The sequence below is a fragment of the Pontivivens nitratireducens genome (genome assembly GCF_014235845.1).
Taxonomy (GTDB): Bacteria; Pseudomonadota; Alphaproteobacteria; order Rhodobacterales; family Rhodobacteraceae; genus Pontivivens; species Pontivivens nitratireducens.
This window is the reverse complement of the sequence record NZ_JACJUQ010000004.1, coordinates 218,486-239,402: the sequence shown is the minus strand read 5'-3', so window position 1 is coordinate 239,402 and position 20,917 is coordinate 218,486. Positions and strand designations below refer to the sequence as shown.

21 protein-coding genes are annotated in these 20,917 nt (G+C 62.4%); 4 read left to right on the top strand and 17 right to left on the bottom strand.

Annotated elements, in window-relative coordinates; genetic code table 11:
• Positions 1-63: 63 nt before the first annotated feature.
• From H1S03_RS07025 to H1S03_RS06980, 10 genes are all read right to left on the bottom strand, one after another.
• A complete protein-coding gene (locus tag H1S03_RS07025; protein ID WP_185803782.1) occupies positions 64-1,815 on the bottom strand; it encodes a monovalent cation:proton antiporter-2 (CPA2) family protein in 1,752 nt (583 codons plus the stop codon).
• 110 nt (positions 1,816-1,925) lie between these two features.
• Positions 1,926-2,147, bottom strand: coding sequence for a hypothetical protein (locus H1S03_RS07020; protein WP_185803781.1), 222 nt, complete (start codon positions 2,145-2,147; stop codon positions 1,926-1,928).
• A 76-nt stretch (positions 2,148-2,223) separates the two neighbouring features.
• Positions 2,224-2,736 (bottom strand): SixA phosphatase family protein, encoded by a 513-nt coding sequence (locus H1S03_RS07015; RefSeq protein ID WP_185803780.1) that lies wholly within the window; start codon positions 2,734-2,736, stop codon positions 2,224-2,226.
• A gap of 95 nt (positions 2,737-2,831) precedes the next feature.
• Entirely contained in the window at positions 2,832-3,734 is a 903-nt protein-coding gene (gene argB, locus H1S03_RS07010; RefSeq protein ID WP_166189441.1) for an acetylglutamate kinase, read from the bottom strand.
• Positions 3,735-3,752: 18 nt separating this feature from the next.
• Complete coding sequence (gene yihA / locus H1S03_RS07005) at positions 3,753-4,403, bottom strand: ribosome biogenesis GTP-binding protein YihA/YsxC (RefSeq protein ID WP_185803779.1); 651 nt, start codon at positions 4,401-4,403, stop codon at positions 3,753-3,755.
• A 90-nt stretch (positions 4,404-4,493) separates the two neighbouring features.
• On the bottom strand, positions 4,494-5,135 hold the full coding sequence (locus H1S03_RS07000) for a CatB-related O-acetyltransferase (RefSeq protein ID WP_185803778.1): 642 nt from the start codon (positions 5,133-5,135) through the stop codon (positions 4,494-4,496).
• Positions 5,116-5,865 (bottom strand): MOSC domain-containing protein, encoded by a 750-nt coding sequence (locus H1S03_RS17715; RefSeq protein ID WP_185803777.1) that lies wholly within the window; start codon positions 5,863-5,865, stop codon positions 5,116-5,118. The genes H1S03_RS07000 and H1S03_RS17715 overlap by 20 nt, the downstream gene beginning before the upstream one ends.
• A complete protein-coding gene (yidC, locus tag H1S03_RS06990) occupies positions 5,862-7,676 on the bottom strand; it encodes a membrane protein insertase YidC (RefSeq protein ID WP_185803776.1) in 1,815 nt (604 codons plus the stop codon). The genes H1S03_RS17715 and yidC overlap by 4 nt, the downstream gene beginning before the upstream one ends.
• Positions 7,677-7,780: 104 nt before the next feature.
• Complete coding sequence (locus H1S03_RS06985; protein WP_185803775.1) at positions 7,781-9,778, bottom strand: EAL domain-containing protein; 1,998 nt, start codon at positions 9,776-9,778, stop codon at positions 7,781-7,783.
• A gap of 118 nt (positions 9,779-9,896) precedes the next feature.
• On the bottom strand, positions 9,897-10,643 hold the full coding sequence (locus tag H1S03_RS06980) for a DUF1013 domain-containing protein (RefSeq protein ID WP_185803774.1): 747 nt from the start codon (positions 10,641-10,643) through the stop codon (positions 9,897-9,899).
• A 132-nt stretch (positions 10,644-10,775) separates the two neighbouring features.
• On the opposite strand from H1S03_RS06980, the gene H1S03_RS06975 reads away from it, so the two are divergent.
• Positions 10,776-11,405: a ribonuclease T2 family protein gene (locus tag H1S03_RS06975; protein WP_185803773.1), complete on the top strand. Its 630-nt coding sequence runs from the start codon at positions 10,776-10,778 to the stop codon at positions 11,403-11,405.
• Between the two features lie 3 nt (positions 11,406-11,408).
• Here H1S03_RS06975 and H1S03_RS06970 read toward each other — a convergent pair whose 3' ends face one another.
• Both H1S03_RS06970 and H1S03_RS06965 read right to left on the bottom strand, forming a co-directional pair.
• Positions 11,409-12,395, bottom strand: coding sequence for an NAD(P)H-quinone oxidoreductase (locus H1S03_RS06970; protein ID WP_185803772.1), 987 nt, complete (start codon positions 12,393-12,395; stop codon positions 11,409-11,411).
• 23 nt (positions 12,396-12,418) lie between these two features.
• On the bottom strand, positions 12,419-13,276 hold the full coding sequence (locus tag H1S03_RS06965) for a branched-chain amino acid aminotransferase (protein WP_185803771.1): 858 nt from the start codon (positions 13,274-13,276) through the stop codon (positions 12,419-12,421).
• A 114-nt stretch (positions 13,277-13,390) separates the two neighbouring features.
• Between H1S03_RS06965 and accD the strand changes: the two genes are divergently transcribed.
• Both accD and H1S03_RS06955 read left to right on the top strand, forming a co-directional pair.
• Positions 13,391-14,335, top strand: a complete 945-nt coding sequence (gene accD / locus H1S03_RS06960) for an acetyl-CoA carboxylase, carboxyltransferase subunit beta (RefSeq protein WP_185803770.1) — start codon at positions 13,391-13,393, stop codon at positions 14,333-14,335.
• The gene (locus H1S03_RS06955) at positions 14,332-15,597 is read left to right on the top strand and encodes a bifunctional folylpolyglutamate synthase/dihydrofolate synthase (RefSeq protein ID WP_185803769.1); all 1,266 of its coding nucleotides are present in this window, start codon (positions 14,332-14,334) and stop codon (positions 15,595-15,597) included. The genes accD and H1S03_RS06955 overlap by 4 nt, the downstream gene beginning before the upstream one ends.
• 6 nt (positions 15,598-15,603) lie before the next feature.
• On the opposite strand, the gene H1S03_RS06950 is transcribed toward H1S03_RS06955, so the two are convergent.
• Complete coding sequence (locus H1S03_RS06950) at positions 15,604-16,404, bottom strand: SDR family NAD(P)-dependent oxidoreductase (protein WP_166189468.1); 801 nt, start codon at positions 16,402-16,404, stop codon at positions 15,604-15,606.
• 125 nt (positions 16,405-16,529) lie between these two features.
• On the opposite strand from H1S03_RS06950, the gene H1S03_RS06945 reads away from it, so the two are divergent.
• Complete coding sequence (locus H1S03_RS06945; protein WP_185803768.1) at positions 16,530-18,143, top strand: acyl-CoA synthetase; 1,614 nt, start codon at positions 16,530-16,532, stop codon at positions 18,141-18,143.
• On the opposite strand, the gene H1S03_RS06940 is transcribed toward H1S03_RS06945, so the two are convergent.
• The 4 genes from H1S03_RS06940 to H1S03_RS06925 all read right to left on the bottom strand — a co-directional run bounded on the left by H1S03_RS06940 (position 18,140) and on the right by H1S03_RS06925 (position 20,718).
• Positions 18,140-18,769: a thermonuclease family protein gene (locus H1S03_RS06940; RefSeq protein WP_185803767.1), complete on the bottom strand. Its 630-nt coding sequence runs from the start codon at positions 18,767-18,769 to the stop codon at positions 18,140-18,142. The genes H1S03_RS06945 and H1S03_RS06940 overlap by 4 nt on opposite strands.
• A 54-nt stretch (positions 18,770-18,823) precedes the next feature.
• The gene (locus H1S03_RS06935) at positions 18,824-19,816 is read right to left on the bottom strand and encodes a class I SAM-dependent methyltransferase (RefSeq protein WP_185803766.1); all 993 of its coding nucleotides are present in this window, start codon (positions 19,814-19,816) and stop codon (positions 18,824-18,826) included.
• 10 nt (positions 19,817-19,826) lie between these two features.
• Positions 19,827-20,147 (bottom strand): ATP-dependent Clp protease adapter ClpS, encoded by a 321-nt coding sequence (gene clpS / locus H1S03_RS06930; protein ID WP_166193896.1) that lies wholly within the window; start codon positions 20,145-20,147, stop codon positions 19,827-19,829.
• Positions 20,148-20,271: 124 nt separating this feature from the next.
• Positions 20,272-20,718 (bottom strand): phasin family protein, encoded by a 447-nt coding sequence (locus H1S03_RS06925; RefSeq protein ID WP_166189477.1) that lies wholly within the window; start codon positions 20,716-20,718, stop codon positions 20,272-20,274.
• Positions 20,719-20,917 lie beyond the last annotated feature (199 nt).

The following is a 20,917-nucleotide window of genomic DNA, read 5'->3' as shown; positions in this document are numbered from 1 at the left end:
AAGATGAACCGCCGCCCCCTGCGTGCCGAAATTTACGGATCGCTGCACGGTATGCGGCGTGCGCTATTCCTCATCCAACACGTATTTCTGGCGCAACATCTCCAACGCCTTGACGGAACCATGCTGGGTTTCCAGTTGCAGGCGTTCCTCGTCCCGCCGGCGGAATTCCTCGATCAGATCGTCGCAGATTTCCGCGTCGCCCAGTTCCTCTAGCCCACGACGCGCCAGCAGAAGCGCGCTTTCGAACTTTTCACGAACGACGAAATCAGCGCCGGCCGCGCGCATCAGGTTCTCAGAGAAGCGATCATAGGTGTCGGCGAATATCTTCAGCTGGGGGAACCGCTCGCGCAGTTTCTCCACCGTTTCGACGCCTCCGTGCCTGTCGTCTATGCACAGAAAAAGAATATCCGCGCGTCCTGCCCCGGCACTCTCCATAATGTCGAGCCTGCGGGCGTCGCCAAAATAAACGCGTGTGCCAAAGGTTTCCGCGATGCGGATGCGGCGGGGGGAGTTGTCGATGATCGTAACTTCGACCCCCCGCATTCTGAGCAGCCGCGCGACGATCTGCCCCACACGCCCGAACCCCGCGACGATGGCCCGCGTCTGCTTTGCCGCGTCCGGGCCGTTCATTCCGTCGGCGGTCTCGTCCTCCCCACGGTCGAGGATGCGTTCCGCAACCGCGACAGCGCCGGGTGTCAGCACCATGGACAATGTGACGATGGCCGATAGCGTGGCGGGGACAGTCCCGCTCATGATCCCGGCGCTGGTCGCGAGGGACACCATGACAAAGGCGAATTCCCCCCCCTGACCGATGGTCGCCGCGATCCGCAGCGCGTCGGCATGGGGGGAGCGGAACAACCGCGACAGCCCGTACAGCACCAGCGCCTTGACCGCGAACAACCCCAGCGCCCCGCCGATGACGATCCACCAGAAATCCGCAATGAGCGACCAGTCGAGCGTCATCCCGAAGCCCATGAAGAACAGGCCCAGCAGCAATCCGCGAAACGGCTCGATATCCGTTTCCAACTGGTGGCGAAACTCGCTCTCCGCCAGCAGGACGCCTGCGATGAACGCCCCCAGCGCCATGGACAGCCCGGCCGCGTTCATCAACAGAGCCGCGCAGATCACCACGAGCAATGCCGCGGACAGGAACAATTCGTTTGAGCCGGTAGCGGCCATCACCCTGAAAAACGGGCGCATCAAATACCGGATCGTCACGTAGAGCGCCAGCACGGCCCCCACCGCGATGCCACCTTCAATCCAGACGTTCCCCTCCGGCGTGGAGGCCGGGCCGAGGAGCGCGACCAAAGTAAACAGAGGCACAATGGCGAGATCCTGCGCCAGCAGGATGGAAAACGCCCGGTCGCCGTAGGGCGCGTTCAGGTCCTGTTTCTCTCGCAGGATCTGCACACCGAATGCGGTCGAACTGAGCGCCAGCGCGCCCCCGGTCACGATGGACGTGGGAACGGACACTCCCGCCAGATAACAGAACCCGGCGATGATCGCTCCGGTTAGGACGATTTGCAGCGTTCCCAGCCCGAAAATGTCGGACCGCAATCGCCACAGCCGCGCGGGCTTGAGCTCCAGACCGATGATGAACAACAGCAGGACGACGCCGAACTCGGCAAAGTGCAGGATCCCGTCCACATCGCTGAACAGGCCCAGCCCGAACGGTCCGATCACGGCTCCGGCGGCCAGATAGCCCAGCACAGATCCCAAACCCAGCCGGTTGAAGATCGGAACGGCGATGACGGCAGAACCAAGGAAGATGGCGGCAGACAGCAAAAGAGGATCGGTCGCGACTTCGGTTGCCATTGCCCCCTCCTACAGATGGTCCCGCCCGCCGGTGGGTATGGCGCAACCCTAGCCCCCGCAGGGGCCAGCCTCAACTGTATGATGGCATGAAAACCAGTAGGTTGCGCCGATCAGTCGGCGTGAACCAGACCGAGCGCATGGACGATGTGAATCGGAATCGTGGACAGGGGAATGCCCGCATCACGGATCGTTTGCAGGATTTCAGACCGCGTCATACCGGCCAGACGGAACGCGGACACGCCCGTCGCATTGGAAATTTCGATGAAAATATCCGCGTTGCGACCCGACACGATCGTTTGAGCGGCCCGGACCATAGATCGAATGGCATTCATGTGATTCCCTCCAACTCCACTGGTTATCAAGTGTATACACCCTGATGCGACTACAAGGGTGTCCCGGTGGTGGGGGTCATACCAGGTCCTTGGGAACCGAGAAATGTTCGAACCGGCACGACTTGAATGTCACCTTTGACCACTTTTCCTCCTGAGTGGACAGGATTGCCAGCCCGGCTGTCGGAAAATGGGTAAAGGCCCGTGCGCAGGTCGGCCCGATTTTTCCGTCGGACAACTTGCGCGCGAAGGCACTGACGCCGGGCTGATGCCCCACGATTGCCACCGTTTTGGCCTTGGACGACGTGGACTGCAGGATTTTCAGCATCGTGTCCGGATCGGCCATATAGAGCGCCTTGTGCGTTTCCGCCTCGACCTCACCCAGGATCGGCTTCATGCGCTCCCACGTCTCCACCGTGCGGGCGGCGGGCGACAGCCATACGGCGTCCGGGACCGCATCGAGCTCAACGATCTGTGCGGCCATCAGCGCTGCGGACAAACGCCCGCGTTGGTTGAGGGGGCGCGCGATATCCTCTTGATCTGGATCGGACCAGGAGGACTTTGCGTGGCGGATCAAAACGATTCTCTTCATGCAGCAATACCGAATTAAACCCTTGTCATAATCAAGGACGTTGCGGGAAAAATCGAACCGCCCGATGCCAGCGGCAAGGGCGTTGGCCATGGCGATCAGGCCTTGATGAGGGTTCCCGCACCATGTTCCGTGAACAGTTCCAGCAAACAGGCATGGGGCGCGCGCCCGTCCAGGATGACCACGGCACCGACGCCCTTTTCCATCGCGTGCAGGGCCGTTTCCGTCTTGGGGATCATCCCGCCGGAGATGACACCCTCATCCGTCAGGCGGCGCACGTCGGCGGGGGTCAGGCGCGTGACCACATCGCCGTCGGCGTCCTTGACTCCGGCGACATCGGTCAGCAGCAGCAGGCGATCCGCCTTCAATGCACCGGCCAGCGCCCCGGCGGCGGTGTCGCCGTTGATGTTGAACGTCTCACCGTTGCGACCTGCGCCGATCGGGGCCACGACGGGGATGAAATCGCTGTCGGTGAACAGCTTGATCACGCCGGGATTCACCTCCGACGGTTCCCCGACGAAACCGAGGTCTAGCACCTTCTCGATATTGCTGTCAGGATCCTTGCGGGTCTTGGTGGCCTTGTCGCACACGATCAGCTTGGCGTCCTTGCCGCTCAACCCGACGGCGCGCCCCCCCTGATCGTTGATCGCCTGTACGATCTGCTTGTTGATGCGACCGGCCAGCACCATTTCGACGACCTCGACCGTTGCCTCATCCGTCACGCGCTTGCCGTCGATGAATTCGGATTTGATGGCGAGCCGTTCCAGCATCTGGTTGATCTGCGGCCCGCCGCCGTGAACCACGACCGGATGCACGTTGCATTGCTTCATCAGGACGATATCGCGGGCGAAGCGTTCCATCGCCGCGTCGTCGGACATTGCGTGACCGCCGAATTTGACCACGACCGTCGCACCGTCATAGCGTTGCAGATAGGGCAGCGCCTCGGACAGTGTGCGCGCGGTGGCGAGCCAGTCGCGGCTCGATGCAGTCGATTTTTCCATCAGTTCCATCCCCAACTCTCAGTTCAGGCCCGCGATGATCGCGCGCAGGGTCTCGACCCCGTCCCCCTTGTCGGAGGAGGTCAGTATGATTTCCGGATAGGCGGTCGGATGCTTGGCGATGATCTGCCGGGTGCGCTCCAGCGATGCTTCCAGCTCAGCCGGGCGCGGTTTGTCGATCTTGGTCATCACGGTGTGAAAGGGTACCGCCGCGCGGTCGAGCACGGACATGATTTCCTCATCCACTTCCTTTGCGCCATGGCGGCTGTCGATCAGCAGGAAGACACGACGCAGGGTCTGGCGCCCGGCCAGATAGTTCTTGAGCAGCGCCTGCCATTTCGCGACCACCGCAACGGGTGCCTTGGCGAAGCCGTAGCCCGGCAGATCGACCATGTAATGCGTGTCGGCCAGCGCGAAGAAGTTGATCTCCTGCGTGCGGCCGGGTGTGTTCGAGGTCCGCGCCAATGCCTTGCGTCCGGTCAGCGCGTTGATCAGGCTGGACTTGCCCACGTTCGAGCGGCCCGCCATGCAGAATTCCAGTCGGTCCGCTGGGGGCAAGCCCTCCATCGCGACCACGCCCTTCACGAATTCGCACGGGCCCAGAAACAGCGAGCGGCCCTTTGCCAGCGCCGCCGCGTCCGGTGTTTCGGCCAGTGGGAAACGAGGGGTCATGGGGCGGCACCTTCCAGAATTGTCCATGTCGCGGGCGATCGGCCCGGACGGTGAGCTTCGGGATACTTCATGCGCCGTCCGGGTGCGAGATCAAATTGCGTTCGCCAGCGCGTCGATATCGGCGGCGCGGATCGCGTTGAGGTTGCGCGTGATCCTGTCCACCGGCCAGTCCCACCAGGCGATCCCCAGCAACCTGTCCACGATGTCGGCGTCGAACCGGCGGCGAATCTCGACCGCGGGATTGCCCGCGACGATGGCATAGGGGGCGACGTCGCGGGTGACCATTGCGCCGGTCGCGATGATCGCACCGGCCCCGATGGTCACACCGGGCATGATCGTGGCGTCCCGCCCGATCCAGACATCGGCTCCAACGATGGTATCGCCGCGCTGTTCGGCCACCCATGTGGCGGGATCAAACCCCTCCTGCCAGCCATGACCGAAAATATTGAACGGAAAGGTCGAAAACCCGCCCATGGCATGTGCGCCGCCATTCATCATGAACCGTGCGCCCGTGGCGATGGCACAGAACGCGCCGATCCGCAGGCAGTCGCCAATGAAATCGTAGTGGTAGAGGACGTTGCGCTCGAAGAAATCCTCGGGCCGCGCGGGATCGTCGTAATAGGTGAAATCCCCGATCTCGACATTCGGGCGGCCAGCGGCCAACGGCTTGAGAAAGACCACACCGGGCGCGTGTTCGAGCGGGTGGAGCGTATCAGGATCGGGTCCGGTCATGCACGGTAGCCTCATCGCCAATATGGACTTCACCGCCCTCGACGCAAACGGCATAGACACCGAAATCGCGGTGGCCCCAGTTTTGCGCCAGAACGTTCAGCAAATCCAGATCATCGCGCCCTGTAACGGGGTTGGCATGAGTCGCGCGGCAGCGTGTGATCCGTTCGCGAACCTCCAACAGCGCAGTCCCGATGCGCAGGCATTTGCCGATCCAGTTCCATTCCTCCCACGGCTCCAGCCCGTCCAGCCATATATTGCCCCGGAACCGCCGGCGATCCAGTGTCGCGTCCGCCGCCGAACCAAGCGCACTGCGTGAGGCATCCGACAGGAGGGAGATCGAGGGGAACGCGGCGTCGGTCATTCCCTGCTCGCGGGATGTGACCAGTCGTTCCGGCGCAGGCCGATTGTCGGGGTAAAGGGGTCTGATCCACTCGATCAGGTCATCGCCCTGTGCGGGCAGGGCAACCCGCAGGTCGGGCCGGTCCGGATGGGTGAAGATATAGTTATCCCCATCGGGCCGGGCGGATACGGCCATCAGGCTGCCCGCCTTTGCGCCACGCACGAAATTACGGCATGCAGCCCAGGCGCCGGTCGTTTCCGCCCCCTGTTGTGCGATGGCGAAGGCGCGGTCCCCGGGCAGGCATTCACCCGCCCGCAGGATTGTCGATTGCAGTGGTTCCGCCCCCACCCCCTTCACCGGATGGCGCCAGAGGGCGGAGACCCGGATCACTCCGCGTCCTTCTTTTTGCGGAACTTCGAGTGGATGTTGCCCAGCAAGTCCACCTTCACGCCCTGGCTGCGCATGATCAGGTATTGCTGCGTGAACGTGATGGTGTTGTTCGCCACCCAGTAGATCACCAATCCTGCGGCGAATCGGCCCAGCATGAACATGAACACGAAGGGCAACCACGCGAAGATCATCGCTTGCGTCTTGTCAGCGGGCGCCGGGTTCAGTTTCTGCTGCAACCACATGGTGATGCCCATCAGGATCGGCCAGACACCGATCGACAGGATCGCGATGAAGCTGGCAGGGTCCGGTGCCTCGAACGGCAGCAGTCCGAACAGGTTCATCCACGAGGTCGGGTCGGGCGCGCTGAGATCTTGCACCCAGCCGAAGAACGGCGCCTGGCGCATCTCGATCGCGACGAACAGCACCTTGTACAACGAGAAGAAGATCGGGATCTGCAACAGGATCGGCAGGCAACCCGCGGCGGGGTTCACCTTTTCCTTCTTGTAGAGGGCCATCATCTCCTGCTGAAGCTTGGCGCGATCCTCACCGGCCCTTTCCTTGATCGCCTCCATTTCGGGCTGGAGCTTCTTCATCTTCGACATCGAGACGTAGGATTTGTACGCCAGCGGGAACAGCAGCGCCTTGATGAACAGGGTCAAGAGGATGATCGAGACACCGAAATTGCCGAGGAAGCTGTTGAACAGCGTCAGCAGCCAGTGGATCGGCTTCGTCAGGAAGAAGAACCAGCCCCAGTCGATCGAATCCACGAAACGTTCCACACCCAGCGCGTCTTCGTAGCGGGTCAGCACGTCACGTTCCTTCGCACCGGCGAACAGGCGCGAGGTGCTGTCAGTCTGCGAACCTGCCGCAACCTCAACCACCGGCATCCGCACCTGGGTGGAATAGGATTCCGTGCGGTCCGAATAGCGCACCACCGATGTGAACGGCCCGCCCTCGGGGATCAGGGTCGTCATCCAGTACTTGTCGGTAAATCCGATCCAGCCGCTGTTCTGGACGTCGATCAGCTCGACATTCGCGTTCTCACGCACGTCGAAATCGTTGTCGGGCATGTTGTCGTAGTCGATCTCGTGGATCTCTCCGTCACTCTCCCGAACCACACCTTCGTGCAGGATGTAGAAGCCGATGGTCTCAGGCTCACCAATGCGGTCGATGATACCATAGGGGTACATGCGCACGGCTGCATCGGTCGTGTTTTCCACGGATTGCGTGACTGTGAACATGTAATCATCGTCCACGGTAAACGTCTTGCGGAAGATCAGACCGGCGCCGTTGTCCCAGCTGAGGGTAATGGGCGTGTCGGGGGTCAGGGCCTCACCGCTTTCGAGCTGCCATTCCGTCGTCGCACCGGGAACCTGATCGGCGGGCAGACCACCGGCGGGCGCCCAGCCGTGCTGCACGTAATATGCTGCCGGACCACCTGCGGGATTGAGCAGAGTCACCGTTTCGCTGTCGGGATCCAGCGTTTCGCGGTAGTGGGTCAGGTGCAGATCGTCGACCCGTCCGCCAGTCAGGGAAAGCGAACCGCTCAGACTGGGGGTCCGGATCGCAACACGATCCACGCTGGTCAGGGCGGCATCTCGATTTTCGACAACCGGCGTATCGACTGCGGGCACGCTGATGTTACCTGCGGGGGTGCCATCCGCAACGTCGCCCAGCAGCTCTTGCTGGACGGCCTGTTGCTCGGCTGTCAGCGGCGTTTGCTCGACCGGAGGGAAGAGAACGGTCCAGCCAAGCAGCACAGCGAGGCTGAGCCCCATTGCCAGGATCAGATTTCTGTTATCGTCTTGCATGCAAAGTAGCCCCTGCGCGGCGGATATTGACGGGATGCAGGCGTTCAACAGGTCACATCGCTAAAGGTCAAGGGCTTTCCCCCCGATGGCCACCGCAACCGGCCCTATGCCGAGGCCGCGCGACTGCGCCTTCGCCCGTGATTGAGCATGCGATGTTCGGCCAGCCACTGCAGCGTATCCTCGAACGCCATGGGGCGGGCGATGTTGTAGCCTTGCAGCGATGTGCAGCCCAGGGCGGTGACTTTCGCACGCTCCTCCGCTGTTTCGACCCCCTCCGCAATTGTGCTGACACCCAGCGCCGTGGCCATGCGCACCATTGCATCCGCCATGACCGACAGGTCCTGACGTTGGTCGATGCCCGATACGAAACTGCGGTCGATCTTGATCCGGCTGGCGCGCAGGCGCTGGATGTTCGCGATCGAGGCATGGCCGGTGCCGAAATCGTCCAGTTCAATCGCGAAGCCTGCCTCGGCAAGGTTGCGGATAATGCGGACGGCCAGCGCATCGTCTGTTTCGATGGCCACTGTTTCCACGACCTCCAGCGCCAGACAATCCGCCGGCAGGTCGCGTTGTTCGAGAGCCCACTTGATACGATCGGCCAGCAGGATGTCGGCGAGTTGCGCGGCTGAGTAGTTGACCGCAACGTGCGGTACGGAGAATCCAGCTGCCGCCCAGCCCTGCCACGCGTCGAGAGCCTGATCCAGCATGTGCGCGCCGATCTGATCGGCCAGTCCCATCTCCTCCGCTATTTTCAGAAACTTCGCCGGTGATAGCAGGCCGCGTGTCGGATGGTTCCAGCGAATCAGCGCTTCAAACCCGGTCACTTCCCCACCCTGTGCACTGACCTGCGGTTGAAAGAATGCGACCAGCTCCTTTTTTTCCAAGGCCCTGCGCAATTCGCGGCTGAGCGCGTCGCGCAGGGCGACCTCCTCCATCATCGCCTGCGTGAACAGGCGCAGGGGGCCCTCCTCTCCGCTGAGGGTGGAGCGCAGTGCGATGTCTGCCCGAACGCTCAGCGATTCGGCGTCCGTCGTTCCGGTTGCGGACCAGACCGCGCCGATCACGCAATCCATGTGGCGCGCCCCCTGCGCCAGGTCGAAGGGCTCGCGAACCGTGCGACGCAGGGCGGCGGCCCGTGTCATCAGGTCGTCGGGCGTGGGCACATCAGTCGCGAATATCAGAAACTCATCGCCGCCGATCCGTGCCACAAACTCCCTCTCACCGATGCTCTGCAGCAAGCGCCGGGCGGTTTCCACCAACACCTGATCGCCCGCCTCATGACCCAATTCCTCATTTATCATGTGGAAATGGCAAAGGTTGAGGTGAATCAGACCGACACTTTCCTTGCGGCGGCGGGTGATGTGCCGGTCTATCAGCTCGGCGGAACGGGTCCGGTTCGGCAGGCCGGTCAGCCGATCATGCCCGGCGGTATGCGCAAGCGCATCTTCGAGCGCGCGTGCGTGTTCGGTGCCGTCCAGCACTGTGCGCGAAAGGGGGCGCAGAACAAAGAGCCATAATGAGAGGCTCGCCAGCAATACGATTCCCGCCAGCGTGATCAATGCGAATCGGATGCGCCCGCGCGCATCCGTCGCATCCGCCGAAAGCATGTCTGCCCAATCGCGCAGCGTTGCATTGAGGTCGACCCCCGCCAGCAGACCTATCTGCTCGACGATATCGCCTATCGGCAGGCCTTCCGTCGGGTTGCGAGTGAGCGCCGTGAGGGCGAAGAGTTTCGCAAGGCTGTAGTCGAGCGATGCGGCGATCCCCTGTGCAGAGTGCCCGAACGCGAACGTATCCTGTCGCGCGGAAATCCTCGTGGTCAGCAGGTCGAGCCGCGTCACCAGATCCTGTCTTGCCAGTGTTTCCTCTGACGCTAACGACAGATGCCGCGCGGTGGTGGCGTAGCTGCGCAGATCGGAAATCTGGCGTTCGATCAGCACCTGCTGCGCTGAAATCGCGTCGATTCGTCCAAGCTGTTCGTGCATCGCGATCATTTCGAACCCGGTCAGCAGGAGCATGATTGCCATGCCGGCAAGGCTGCCAACCATCGCGCGCCGCGAAATCTGCGCGCCCAGCCATACCTTACCGCTCGATCTGATCACGTCGCCCCTCCGCCTGACGAAGTGACCCTAGCGGTCGGTTCCTTGCGAACCCATTAACGGTGCCCATGCAAAAAGGCCGGAGCGATGCCCCGGCCCTTCAATACGGTGGAGAGGACGATCAATCGTCGCTCTCATCCTCATCATCGCTGTCGGGCAGATTGAACAGGCTCTCCGCGTCCGGCAGCGCCTTCTCCCGCTCGGGCGCATCGGCTGCGGTGTCCGAGAATGTGAAGTTTTCCAGCCCCTCCATCGCGGTGGGAATGCGGTTTTCGGAGGCGAGGCTTTCGTCCGTGCTCATCAGCCGCATCTTTTCATCATCCGTCAGCACATCGCCGTTCTTCGCCTTCGCGGCGACGGCCTTCGCAACGGCAGCGTCCAGTTCGCCCTGACGACACATGCCCAATGCCACCGGATCGACTGTCTGGATATTGGCGATGTTCCAGTGCGTCCGGTCGCGGATCGACTGGATGGTCGGCTTGGTCGTGCCCACCAGCTTGGAGATCTGGCCGTCGCTGAGTTCGGGGTGGAACTTGACCAGCCACGCAATGGCCGAAGGGCGGTCCTGACGCTTGGACAGTGGAGTATAACGCGGGCCTTTGCGCTTTTGCTCGCCCTCGGCGGCGGCATTGTATTTCAATTGCAGCTTGGCCTTGGGGTTTTCCTCGCAGCGGGTGATTTCTTCCTGCGTCAACTGGTTGTTCACGATGGGATCGAAGCCCTTGATCCCGACCGCGACCTCGCCGTCTGCGATGCCCTGAACCTCCAGATCGTGCAGGCCGGTGAAGTCCGCGACCTGCTTGAAGCTGAGTGTGGTGTTGTCCACCAGCCAGACGGCGGTGGCTTTCTGCATGATAGGAAGCGCCATGTCGTGCCTTTCAGAAAACTGCAATCTTCTCCCGTGCCGAGAAATCGGTAGGCCGGGGCCGCAGTCCGTTTCCGTTTGGGGAATTCCCACCGTATATAGGCGGTAGAGGACGAAGGATAAAGGGGTTTCGACATGCGATGGTTTCTGGTCTTTCTCATGCTGGCATTGCCGGTCAGTTCGCAGCATCGGGAGCAGGATCAGGCCGGAGAGTTCGATTACTACGTGCTGAGCCTGAGCTGGTCGCCCTCATGGTGTGCTGCGACCGGCGACGCGCAGGGATCGCCGCAATGCGACCGGGCGCTGGGTTTCGTCCTGCACGGGCTGTGGCCGCAATACGAGACGGGCTGGCCCGACTATTGCCGCACGTCCAATGGCGATCCGTCGCGGCGCCAAACCGGCGAGATGGCCGATATCATGGGAACCGGCGGGTCCGCATGGCATCAGTGGCAAAAGCACGGTCGGTGTTCCGGGCTGCGCGCCACCGACTATTTCGCCCTGTCGCGAGAGGCTTACGAGAGCATCGAGCGACCGGACATCCTGCGTCAGGTGCGTGAGACTCTGCGGCTCGACCCTTCGGTGATCGAGGCCGCTTTTCTGGAGGCCAATGACGATCTGGAGGCGGACGGCGTGACCGTAACCTGCCAGGATGGCCGCATTCAGGAGGTGCGCATCTGCCTGACCCGCGATCTGGAACCGCGCCGCTGCGGGCGCGACGTGATTCGCGACTGTTCGCGCACGGCCAGCCTGCCGCCCGTGCGCTGATCGTCAGGGGACCAATACGATCTTTCCGATATGGGCCGAACTTTCCATGTAGGCGTGCGCCTTGGCTGCCTCCGCCAGGGGGAAGGTCGAGTCCATCACCGGCGCGATCGTGCCCGCCGACAGCAGGGGCCAGACCTCACGTTCCACCGCGCGCGCCAGATCCGCCTTTACCAGATCACTGCGCGGACGCAGAGTCGATCCGGTCAGTACCAGCCGCTTTACCATGACCTGCGCGAAGTTTACCTCCGCCTTGGGTCCGCCGAGGAAAGCAATCATCGACAGACGGCCATCTTCGGCCAGGGCCTTGATATTGCGGGGAATGTAGTCTCCGCCAACCATGTCGAGAATCAGGTCCAGGCCGCGCCCGTCGGTGAACGCCTTTGCTTCCTTCACGAAATCGGCCTCGCGGTAGTTGACGGCGAGGTCCGCGCCCAGCTCGCGGCAGCGGGCGCATTTCTCATCGGTGCCGGCGGTGGTCATCACCCGCGCGCCGCGCGCCTTTGCCAATTGAATCGCGGTCGTGCCGATGCCTGACGTGCCCCCGTGGACGAGGAACGTCTCCCCCGCCTGCAAGCCGCCGCGATCGAACACGTTGATCCAGACGGTAAAGAAGGTTTCGCACAGCGCCGCTGCCTGCTCCCACGAATAACCGTCGGGGATCGGCAGCGCATGTTCCGCCGGTGTCGTGACGTATTCGGCATAGCCACCGCCGGGCAGCAGGGCGGTGACCGCGTCGCCCACCGACCAGCGGCTGACGCCTTCGCCCACTGCTGTGACCTCTCCGGCTGCTTCCAGCCCCGGCAGGTCGGAGGCGCCGGGGGGCGGATTATACGATCCGGCGCGATGCAGCGCGTCGGGGCGGTTCACGCCGATCGCCTTGGTGCGGATCAGGATCTGCCCGGCCTGGGGCACGGGAATGGGACGCCGGGCCTCGACCAGAACCTCCGGCCCGCCGGGTTTCGAGATTTCGATGCAACGCATGTCGGTCATTGAAGAGTCCTCGTGAAAATGGATCAGGCGGCGCCGGACCACGACCAATACAGCGCCCGTGCGCGTGTGGCCACCGGGCCGGGCTGCATTTCCCGGTCCTCGAACCGCTTGACTGCCGTAACCTTGGAGGCGTTGCCGGTCAGGAAAATCTCATCCGCCTGGGCGAAATCCTCGACCCCGAGCGAGGTTTCCTCCACCGTCATGCCGTCCTGCGACAACAGCGTGATGATCCGCTGCCGCGTGATGCCGTTGAGGAACGTGCCATTGGGAACCGGCGTGCGCACGACGCCATCCTTGACCAGAAAGACGTTCGCGGTGGCCGTTTCCGCAACATGATCCCAATCATCCAGTGACAGGGCGTTGTCAAAGCCCCGCTTGCGGGCCTCGGTCAGCATTCGCCCGTTGTTGGGATACAGACAGGCGGCCTTCGCCTCGGTCAGGGCGGTGTCGGGCCGGGGTCGGCGAAACGGGGATACGCACAGCGCGATCGCTTGCATCGCGGGCAGGGGCATCGCCTCGATACACAGCGCGAAGGCGCAGGAGTCCGCCTTGGCCGCGATCATCGCTTCACCGCCTTCCTTGCTCCACATCATCGGGCGCACGTATAGCTCCGCATCGTCGGGGTAGAGGGCGATGCCCTCCCGCGCGATCTCAAGCACGCGCGCCGCATCCATCGGCGGCGTCATGCCCATCGCGATGGCAGAGCGCACGATCCGCTGGCAATGCAGGTCCAGATCGGGTGTGACCCCGCCAAAGGTGCGCGCCCCGTCGAAGACCATTGTGCCCAGCCAGGTGGCATGGTCGGCGGCACCCATGATTGGCGTATTGCCCTGGTGCCACTCCCCCTCGTACCATGTGCGGATATCGCTTCCGATCGCCATGCGATGCTCTCCATTTGTGTCAGTCCCGCTGACCCTAGGCAGGGTGCCGCGGCGTTGCAATCCACAGGCGTGCGATATAGGTGAGCGAAAAGAGACACTGGGGGCTGCACTGGCATGAGCTGGATATCCAACTTCACCCGTCCAATGATAAATTCGCTGTTTTCGCGCCGCGAAGTGCCGGAAAATCTTTGGTCGAAATGTGACAATTGCGGAACGATGCTGTTCCACAGGGAACTGTCGGACGCGCTGAACACCTGCCCGACCTGCGATCATCACATGTTCATCACGCCGCGCGATCGCCTGTACGCGCTGTTCGACGGTGGGCTCTTCACCACGGTGGAGGTCACGGATCCGGTTGTCGATCCGCTGCATTTCAAGGATCAGAAGCCTTATCCGAAACGGCTGGCCGATGCACGAAAATCAACCGGTGAGCATGAGGCGATGCTGGTCGCCGAGGGCAAGATCGGTGATCTGACATCCGTTGTCGCGGTGCAGGATTTCTCGTTCATGGCCGGTTCCATGGGCATGTATGTCGGCAATGCGATCATCGCGGCCGCCAAGCGCGCGGTGGAGCTGCACGCCCCGCTGATCCTGTTTTCCGCCGCCGGGGGCGCGCGGATGCAGGAGGGGATTCTGAGTCTGATGCAGATGCCCCGCAGCACGGTCGCTGTCGATATGGTCAAGGAGGCGGGCCTTCCCTATGTCGCCGTCCTGACCCATCCAACCACCGGTGGTGTGACAGCCAGCTACGCGATGCTGGGCGACATCCATATCGCGGAGCCGAACGCCCTGATCTGTTTCGCGGGCCCGCGTGTGATCGAGCAGACCATCCGGGAAAAGCTGCCCGAGGGTTTCCAGCGGGCCGAGTATCTGCTGGATCACGGAATGCTGGATCGCGTCGTGCATCGGTTGAAGATGCGGGATGAACTGGCAACGCTGCTGCGTCTGCTGCTCAAGGAACGTCCGCGCAGTCACGGGGATCTGCCCCCCCCGACCCCTGTGGTCGAAAAGGAGGAGGCGGAACCCGCCGCGCAACCGCAGGCCGCCAAACCCGCATGAGCGACAGCGGCACCGATCTGGTGTTGCAGCGGCTGATGTCGCTGCACCCCAAGATCATCGACCTGACCCTCGACCGGATGTGGCGCTTGCTGGACGCGCTGGGCAATCCGCAGCGTGATCTGGCGCCCGTCATCCATATCGCGGGCACGAATGGCAAGGGCTCAACCCAGGCGATGATCCGCAGCGGGCTGCAGGCCGATGGCCACCGGGTCTGTGCCTACACCTCCCCGCATCTCGCCCGGTTTCACGAGCGTATCAGACTGCCCGACGGCTTGATTTCCGAACAGGCGCTGATGGACACGCTGGAGGAATGCGAGCGGGCGAATGGCGGCGTGCCGATCACCTATTTCGAGATCACGACCTGCGCGGCCCTGCTGGCCTTTGCCCGCGCGGATGCGGATTACACCATTCTGGAGGTCGGCCTGGGCGGTCGCCTGGATGCCACCAATGTCGTGGACGCACCGCGCCTGACCGTCATCACGCCGGTTTCCATCGACCATCAGCAATATCTGGGGGATACGCTGCCCCAAATCGCGGGGGAGAAGGCGGGGATCCTTAAGCCGGGCGTTCCCGGTATCATCGCCCGGCAGCAGGACGAGGCGCGTGAGGTTATCGAGGCACGGGCGCAGGCGCTGGGTGCGCCACTCTCCCTCGCCGGTCAGGATTGGGACGCCTACGAGGATCAGGGTCGCATGGCCTATTTCGATGAGGATGGCTTGCTCGACCTGCCGCTGCCGTCTTTGATCGGCGCGCATCAGGTGCAGAATGCGGGTGCGGCGCTGGCCACCCTGCGCGCGCTGGGTGTGTCCGAGGCGGGATGCCATGCCGCGGTGACGCAGGCGGAATGGCCCGCGCGGATGCAGCGCCTGCGCACCGGCCCTCTGGTGGCGATGGCGGGGGAGCGTGATCTGTGGCTGGACGGTGGCCACAACAGCGCCGCCGGCCTCGCGGTGGCGGAAGCGATCGGCAGGCTGCCCCAGCGTCCGCTGCATCTGATCTGCGGCATGTTGAACACCAAGGATGTCGGAGGTTTTTTGCGCCCTCTCGCCACCAAGGCGCAGCATCTGCACGCAATATCCATTCCCGGTGAGGCCGCCACGTTGCGCGCCGAGCAAACCGCCGAGGCAGCGCAGGCCGTGGGCCTGCCTGCGACCACCGCCGCCACGGTTGCCGATGCCCTGCAGGCGATCCCCGCGAATGCGCGGGTTCTGATTTGCGGATCGCTCTACCTTGCCGGGGCCGTTCTGCGCGAAAACGGCTGAGGGGCCTCAGCTCGACGGTGTGTCGAGCGGGTCGAAATTGCCGCGTCCGCCATCGACCGCCAGGATTTGCCCGGTAACGAAGCTCGCCCTGTCGGACGCCAGGAACAGGGCTGCCTCCGCCGCTTCCTCCGCATCGCCGATTCGGCCCAGCGGGGTGACGGCGGTCAACTCCTTGCGCAATTCCTCACGCTCCTTCAACGCCTCCTTCAGATGGCCGGTCATCACGCCGCCCAGTGCGATGGCGTTCACCCGCACGCCCTTGGGGGCGAGCGCCACGGCCAGGCTGCGGGTCATCTGGTCCAGAGCGGCACAGCTGACCGAATAGGCCAACAGCTCCGGCAGGGTTCGTTGAGCGGAAATCGAGGTGATGTTCACGATGGAGCCGACATTGCGGGCATCGCTGCCCTCCGCCTGCGCGATCATCTTCTTGGCGACCATCTGGCTCAACCGCAGACCATTCTTGACGTTCTGTTGCATCAGCGAATCGAACACGTCGCCCTGCGGGTCCAGCGGATCGTGCGACAGCACCTGACGCGAGCCGTTTACCAGAATGTCCACCCGCTCGAAATTATCTATGGTGGTGGCCATCAGGTTGGCGATGCTCAACTTCTCCCGCAGGTCGCAGGAAAAGCTGCGGACCATATCGCCATCCTTGGACAGCGATTTGGCCTCGGCCTCCAGCCGTTCGTCGTCGATATCCGCCATCATGATGCGGGCGCCTTCCTCACGGAACTTGCGCGCAATGGCCAGACCGACCCCGCTTGCCGCGCCCGTGACGATCGCGGATTTTCCAGTAAGAGACCCCATGTCAGCTCCATGTTAACGTACCGCGTCCCTACGGTAAGTGATGGCATATAGGACAGATGCGTTGGACTTGCGAGGGCGGTCCGGTCTGCTAGAACTCGGCATGATCTTTGAGAATGGGGAGCATCATGGCCACGAACGCAGATTACAACGAGAATTTGCCGCGCAAGCAGGCGAACCACCAACCGTTGACGCCCCTGACCCTGCTGGACAGGGCGGCGCGGGTGTTTCCCGATCACGTCGCGATCATCCATGGCGACCAGCGCGTCAACTATCGCGATCTGCTGTCGCGCTCTCGCCGTCTTGCCTCCGCCTTGGTCGCGATGGGCGTTAAGCGGGGCGATACCGTTTCGGCTTTGCTTTTCAACACCCCCCCGATGATCGAGGCGCATTACGGCGTGCCGATGACCGGCGCCGTTCTCAACGCGCTGAACACCCGTTTGGATGCGGCCACGCTCAGGTTCATCCTGGGCCATTGCGAGGCCAAGGTCCTGCTGGTGGATACGGAATTGGAGCCGCTGGCGCGCGAGGCATGTGCCGATCTGGACCAGCCGCCGCAACTGGTCGTGTATCACGATGCCACAATCTCGACCCAACCCTGCGAATACGAGGCCTTGCTGGCCACCGGCGACCCGGATTTCGACTGGTCGATGCCGCAGGACGAATGGGATGCCATTGCGCTGAATTATACGTCCGGCACCACGGGTGATCCAAAGGGCGTCGTGTACCACCATCGGGGCGCGATGTTGCTGGCGACCGGCAACGTGGTTCATGCGGGAATGGGCAAGCATCCGGTCTATCTGTGGACCTTGCCGATGTTTCACTGCAACGGCTGGTGCTTTCCCTGGTCGCTCAGTGCTGTCGCCGGAACCCATGTCTGCCTGCGACAGGTCCGGGCCGGTGCGATGTTCGACGCAATAGCGGATCACGGCGTGACCCATATGTGCGGTGCGCCCGTGGTGATGAGCACGCTTCTGGACGCATCCGCCGAGGAACAGCGCGAGATGCCCGCCCGTGTCGCCTTCTTCACCGCTGCCGCCCCGCCGCCCGAAACGGTTCTGGCCGCGATGGGGGATGCGGGATTCGACGTGACGCATCTATACGGTCTGACGGAGATCTACGGGCCCGCCGTGATCAACGAATGGAACCGTGACTGGGATGCGCTGTCCACGGGTGAGCAGGCCCGGCTGAAGGCGCGCCAGGGCGTGCGCTACGCCGCGCTGGAACAGCTCGACGTGCTGGACGCGGACGACCGACCTGTGCCTGCCGATGGTCAGACGATGGGTGAGGTCGTGATGCGTGGCAATGTCGTGATGAAGGGGTATTTCCGCAATGAGAAGGCGACCGAAGACGCCTTGCGCGGCGGCTGGTTCCGATCCGGCGATCTGGGGGTGAAGCATCCCGACGGATATATCCAGCTCAAGGATCGCTCGAAGGACATCATCATTTCCGGGGGCGAGAACATCTCCTCCATCGAGGTGGAGGAGGCGCTTTACCGCCACCCTGCGGTCGCGACCTGTGCCGTGGTGGCACAGCCGGACGAGAAATGGGGTGAGACGCCATGCGCATTCGTCGAACTGCGCCCTGACATGCAGGCCAGCGCGGATGAGATCATCGCCCATTGCCGCGCGGAACTGGCGCATTTCAAGGCGCCCCGATACGTGGTGTTCGCGGAATTGCCCAAAACCTCGACGGGGAAGGTTCAGAAGTTCGAATTGCGAGAACGGGTCAGGAAGGGCTAGCGCGGCGCGCGCCAGCCTGCGGCCTCTGCCTCCGCGACCGAGCAGAACCAGCGCTCGCTCGCATTGATCGACGTGCGGTCGTAATACTGGCTGCCGGGCACATGATAGATACGTCCGTTCGCGCTGATATTGCCCTTGATGGCGCAATCGGAATCACGGGGCGTCGTCGTTGAGGAGGTCTGGGCGGCGCGCCACACCCAGGCGGGTTGAGCCGGATCGACCCACATGCCGTGGCCCGATCGGGCCGCCTGCTGCGTCTCGAACGTGTAGTCGGGGGGATAGCGCGGTTCATCCATCGCATAGCCAGACATCACCATGGCCCGGCCCAGATCAGCGATCTGCGGGGTCGAGCAGGTGCCCGCGATCCGGTCATAGGTTCGCCCGCCGTTCAGCACGCATGTTACGGTATCGTTTCCGATCAATGCGACCAGGGTTTGCGTCGCTGCGATCCCGCAGGCGCTCGTAACGCAAGGCTGATGCCGCTCCGGCGCGTCGATCCCGGCGAGGCGGACCTTGACGCCCCCCACCTGCAACGTGTCGCCATCGGTCACATCTGCAAACCCGCTGACCGACTGGGCGGCAGCGGGCAGGGCGATGACCAGCAATAGAACGAAAATTCTTAACATGAATTAACATTGGTTAATTCAAGAGAGGTGCGCAAGAGAATTCGGTAAGAAAGGTTAACGCTTGATGGGCCGCTCCGCTTCGAAAACCTTGAACGCGCCGGGTCCGGGAATTTCCTGCCATTTCTTGAAGCTCTCCGTCAGTTGCGCCTCGTATGGCAACTGGCGGTTCGCGACGAATAGCGCCTTGCCGCCCGGTTTCAGCAAGCGTGCCGCAGCTTGAATGAACGCTTGCCCCAGCGCGGGTTCGGCGGCGCGACCATGGTGAAACGGCGGATTGCTGATGACCCAGTCGAAAGAAGCGGACCCGTTGAGCGCAGTGACATCGGCCCAATGAAAACCTGCCCGCTCATCGACGACATTCCGCCGAGCGGCGTCCAGCGCGTTCCCGTCCGCCTCGTACAGCGATAGCGAGGTCACCTCTGGCGCGGTTGCAAGCAGTTGCGCGCTCAACCAACCCCAGCCAGCACCCAGATCCGCGACAGCGCCGCCAATCCGATCAGAGAAATGTTCGGCCAGACGAATCGATCCCGCATCGGGTGCATCGGCCGAGAACATTCCGGGCGCGGTGATCCAGCCCCCCTCAATCGGGGAGGGCTGCGCGGCGTCGAACCAGTCGCGCGTCACTTCCGCGGCCTCTGCAGGCGTGTCGATGGTGAAGAGCTTGCCGTGCGCCTTTGACAGAACCTCACCCACGGGCAGGATCTTGCGCACTTGCCGCAAAAACGAATCGACGCCAGCATTTTTCTGGCCGGTGACGATTATCAGGGCTTGCGGCGGAACCATCTGACACGCCCGCGCCAGCAAGCCGAAATTTTCGACCCGCGAACGGCCCAGACAAACGATCATGGCGTCTTGCGCGCCGTCCAGCACCTCAACGACGTTCAGGCGCATGTCGGTCATACGGTCGTGATCGACCTTGTTGCGCTGCTCAAAGGTGATCGTATCCGCGAAATCGTGCCAGCCGGGGTCGGGATCCGCGCCCAGGCATCCGACCTTCATGTCCGACAGGTCCAGCCCGCTCAGCTCAAGGCGTACAGGGTCGCTCATGACAAGCGCCTCATTCCTTTTCCATCGTGCATTGCAGCGGATGCTGATTGCGCTGGGCGTAGTCCATTACCTGCGTGACCTTCGTCTCGGCAATTTCCCGCGAAAAAACCCCGACCACAGCGACACCCTTCTTGTGAACGGTCAGCATGATCTCGACCGATTGGGCATGCGTCACACCAAAGAACCGTTGCAGCACGTGCACCACGAATTCCATCGGTGTGTAGTCGTCATTGAGGAGCATCACCTTGTAAAGCGGCGGCTTTTGCGTTTTCGGACGGGTTTTCGCCGCAAGGCCGAGGTCGCCTTCACGGTCGGAATCATCGTTGTTCATACTCAGGAATTTACGTGTCATTGCGCCCATATGTCCCTTGCAGACAGGATTCACAATATATTCCGTCCACTAAACGAGAAAAGGGGGCCTAAGCCCCCTTTTCGTAACAGTGCCTTGATCCGGCTCAGGCGGTCATGGACTTCATCGCGGACTGCGCCGCAGTCATGCGCTCACCCATCGGCGCGGTCACATCCTTGGCGGAAGAAACCATCATCTCGTTGATCTTCGTCGCCTGCTTCATCCAACCGTCGAACATGGTCTGAGCGAAGGCGGACTGCTTTTCGAACAGCTCGGTCATCGTCTTGGACGACGCCATGTCCTTGGCTGCGGCAACGCCTTCCTCGAAGGATTTCTTGGTGAAGGTGGAGACTTCGGTGCTGAAGCCTTCGGCGACTTTCGCCGCGATCTCACCCGATTTGACCATCGCGTCGAGGTTTTCCTGACCGAACGAGGATGCTTCCTCGAAGCCCTTGGTCATTTTCTCGACCGTATCGGTCATCGTCTTCTGTGCGTCTGCAGCAAAGGTTTCCATCTGAGCAGCGGTGTCTTTTGCAGTGGTTTTGGTAGCCATGATAAAACTCCATCCAATTCGTTTGGACGAACATCTCGTCCTTGTGGATAAGAATTAGGTATCATGCTGCACTGCGTCAAGGTTTTTATGTTGCGGTGCACAAAATTCCTTGCCCCGGAATTGTTTTGAAATTTTATCACAGCCCTTCGACCGTGAACGGGATAAGAAGAGTCTTGACCGTGAATGTGGGTTAATCGTT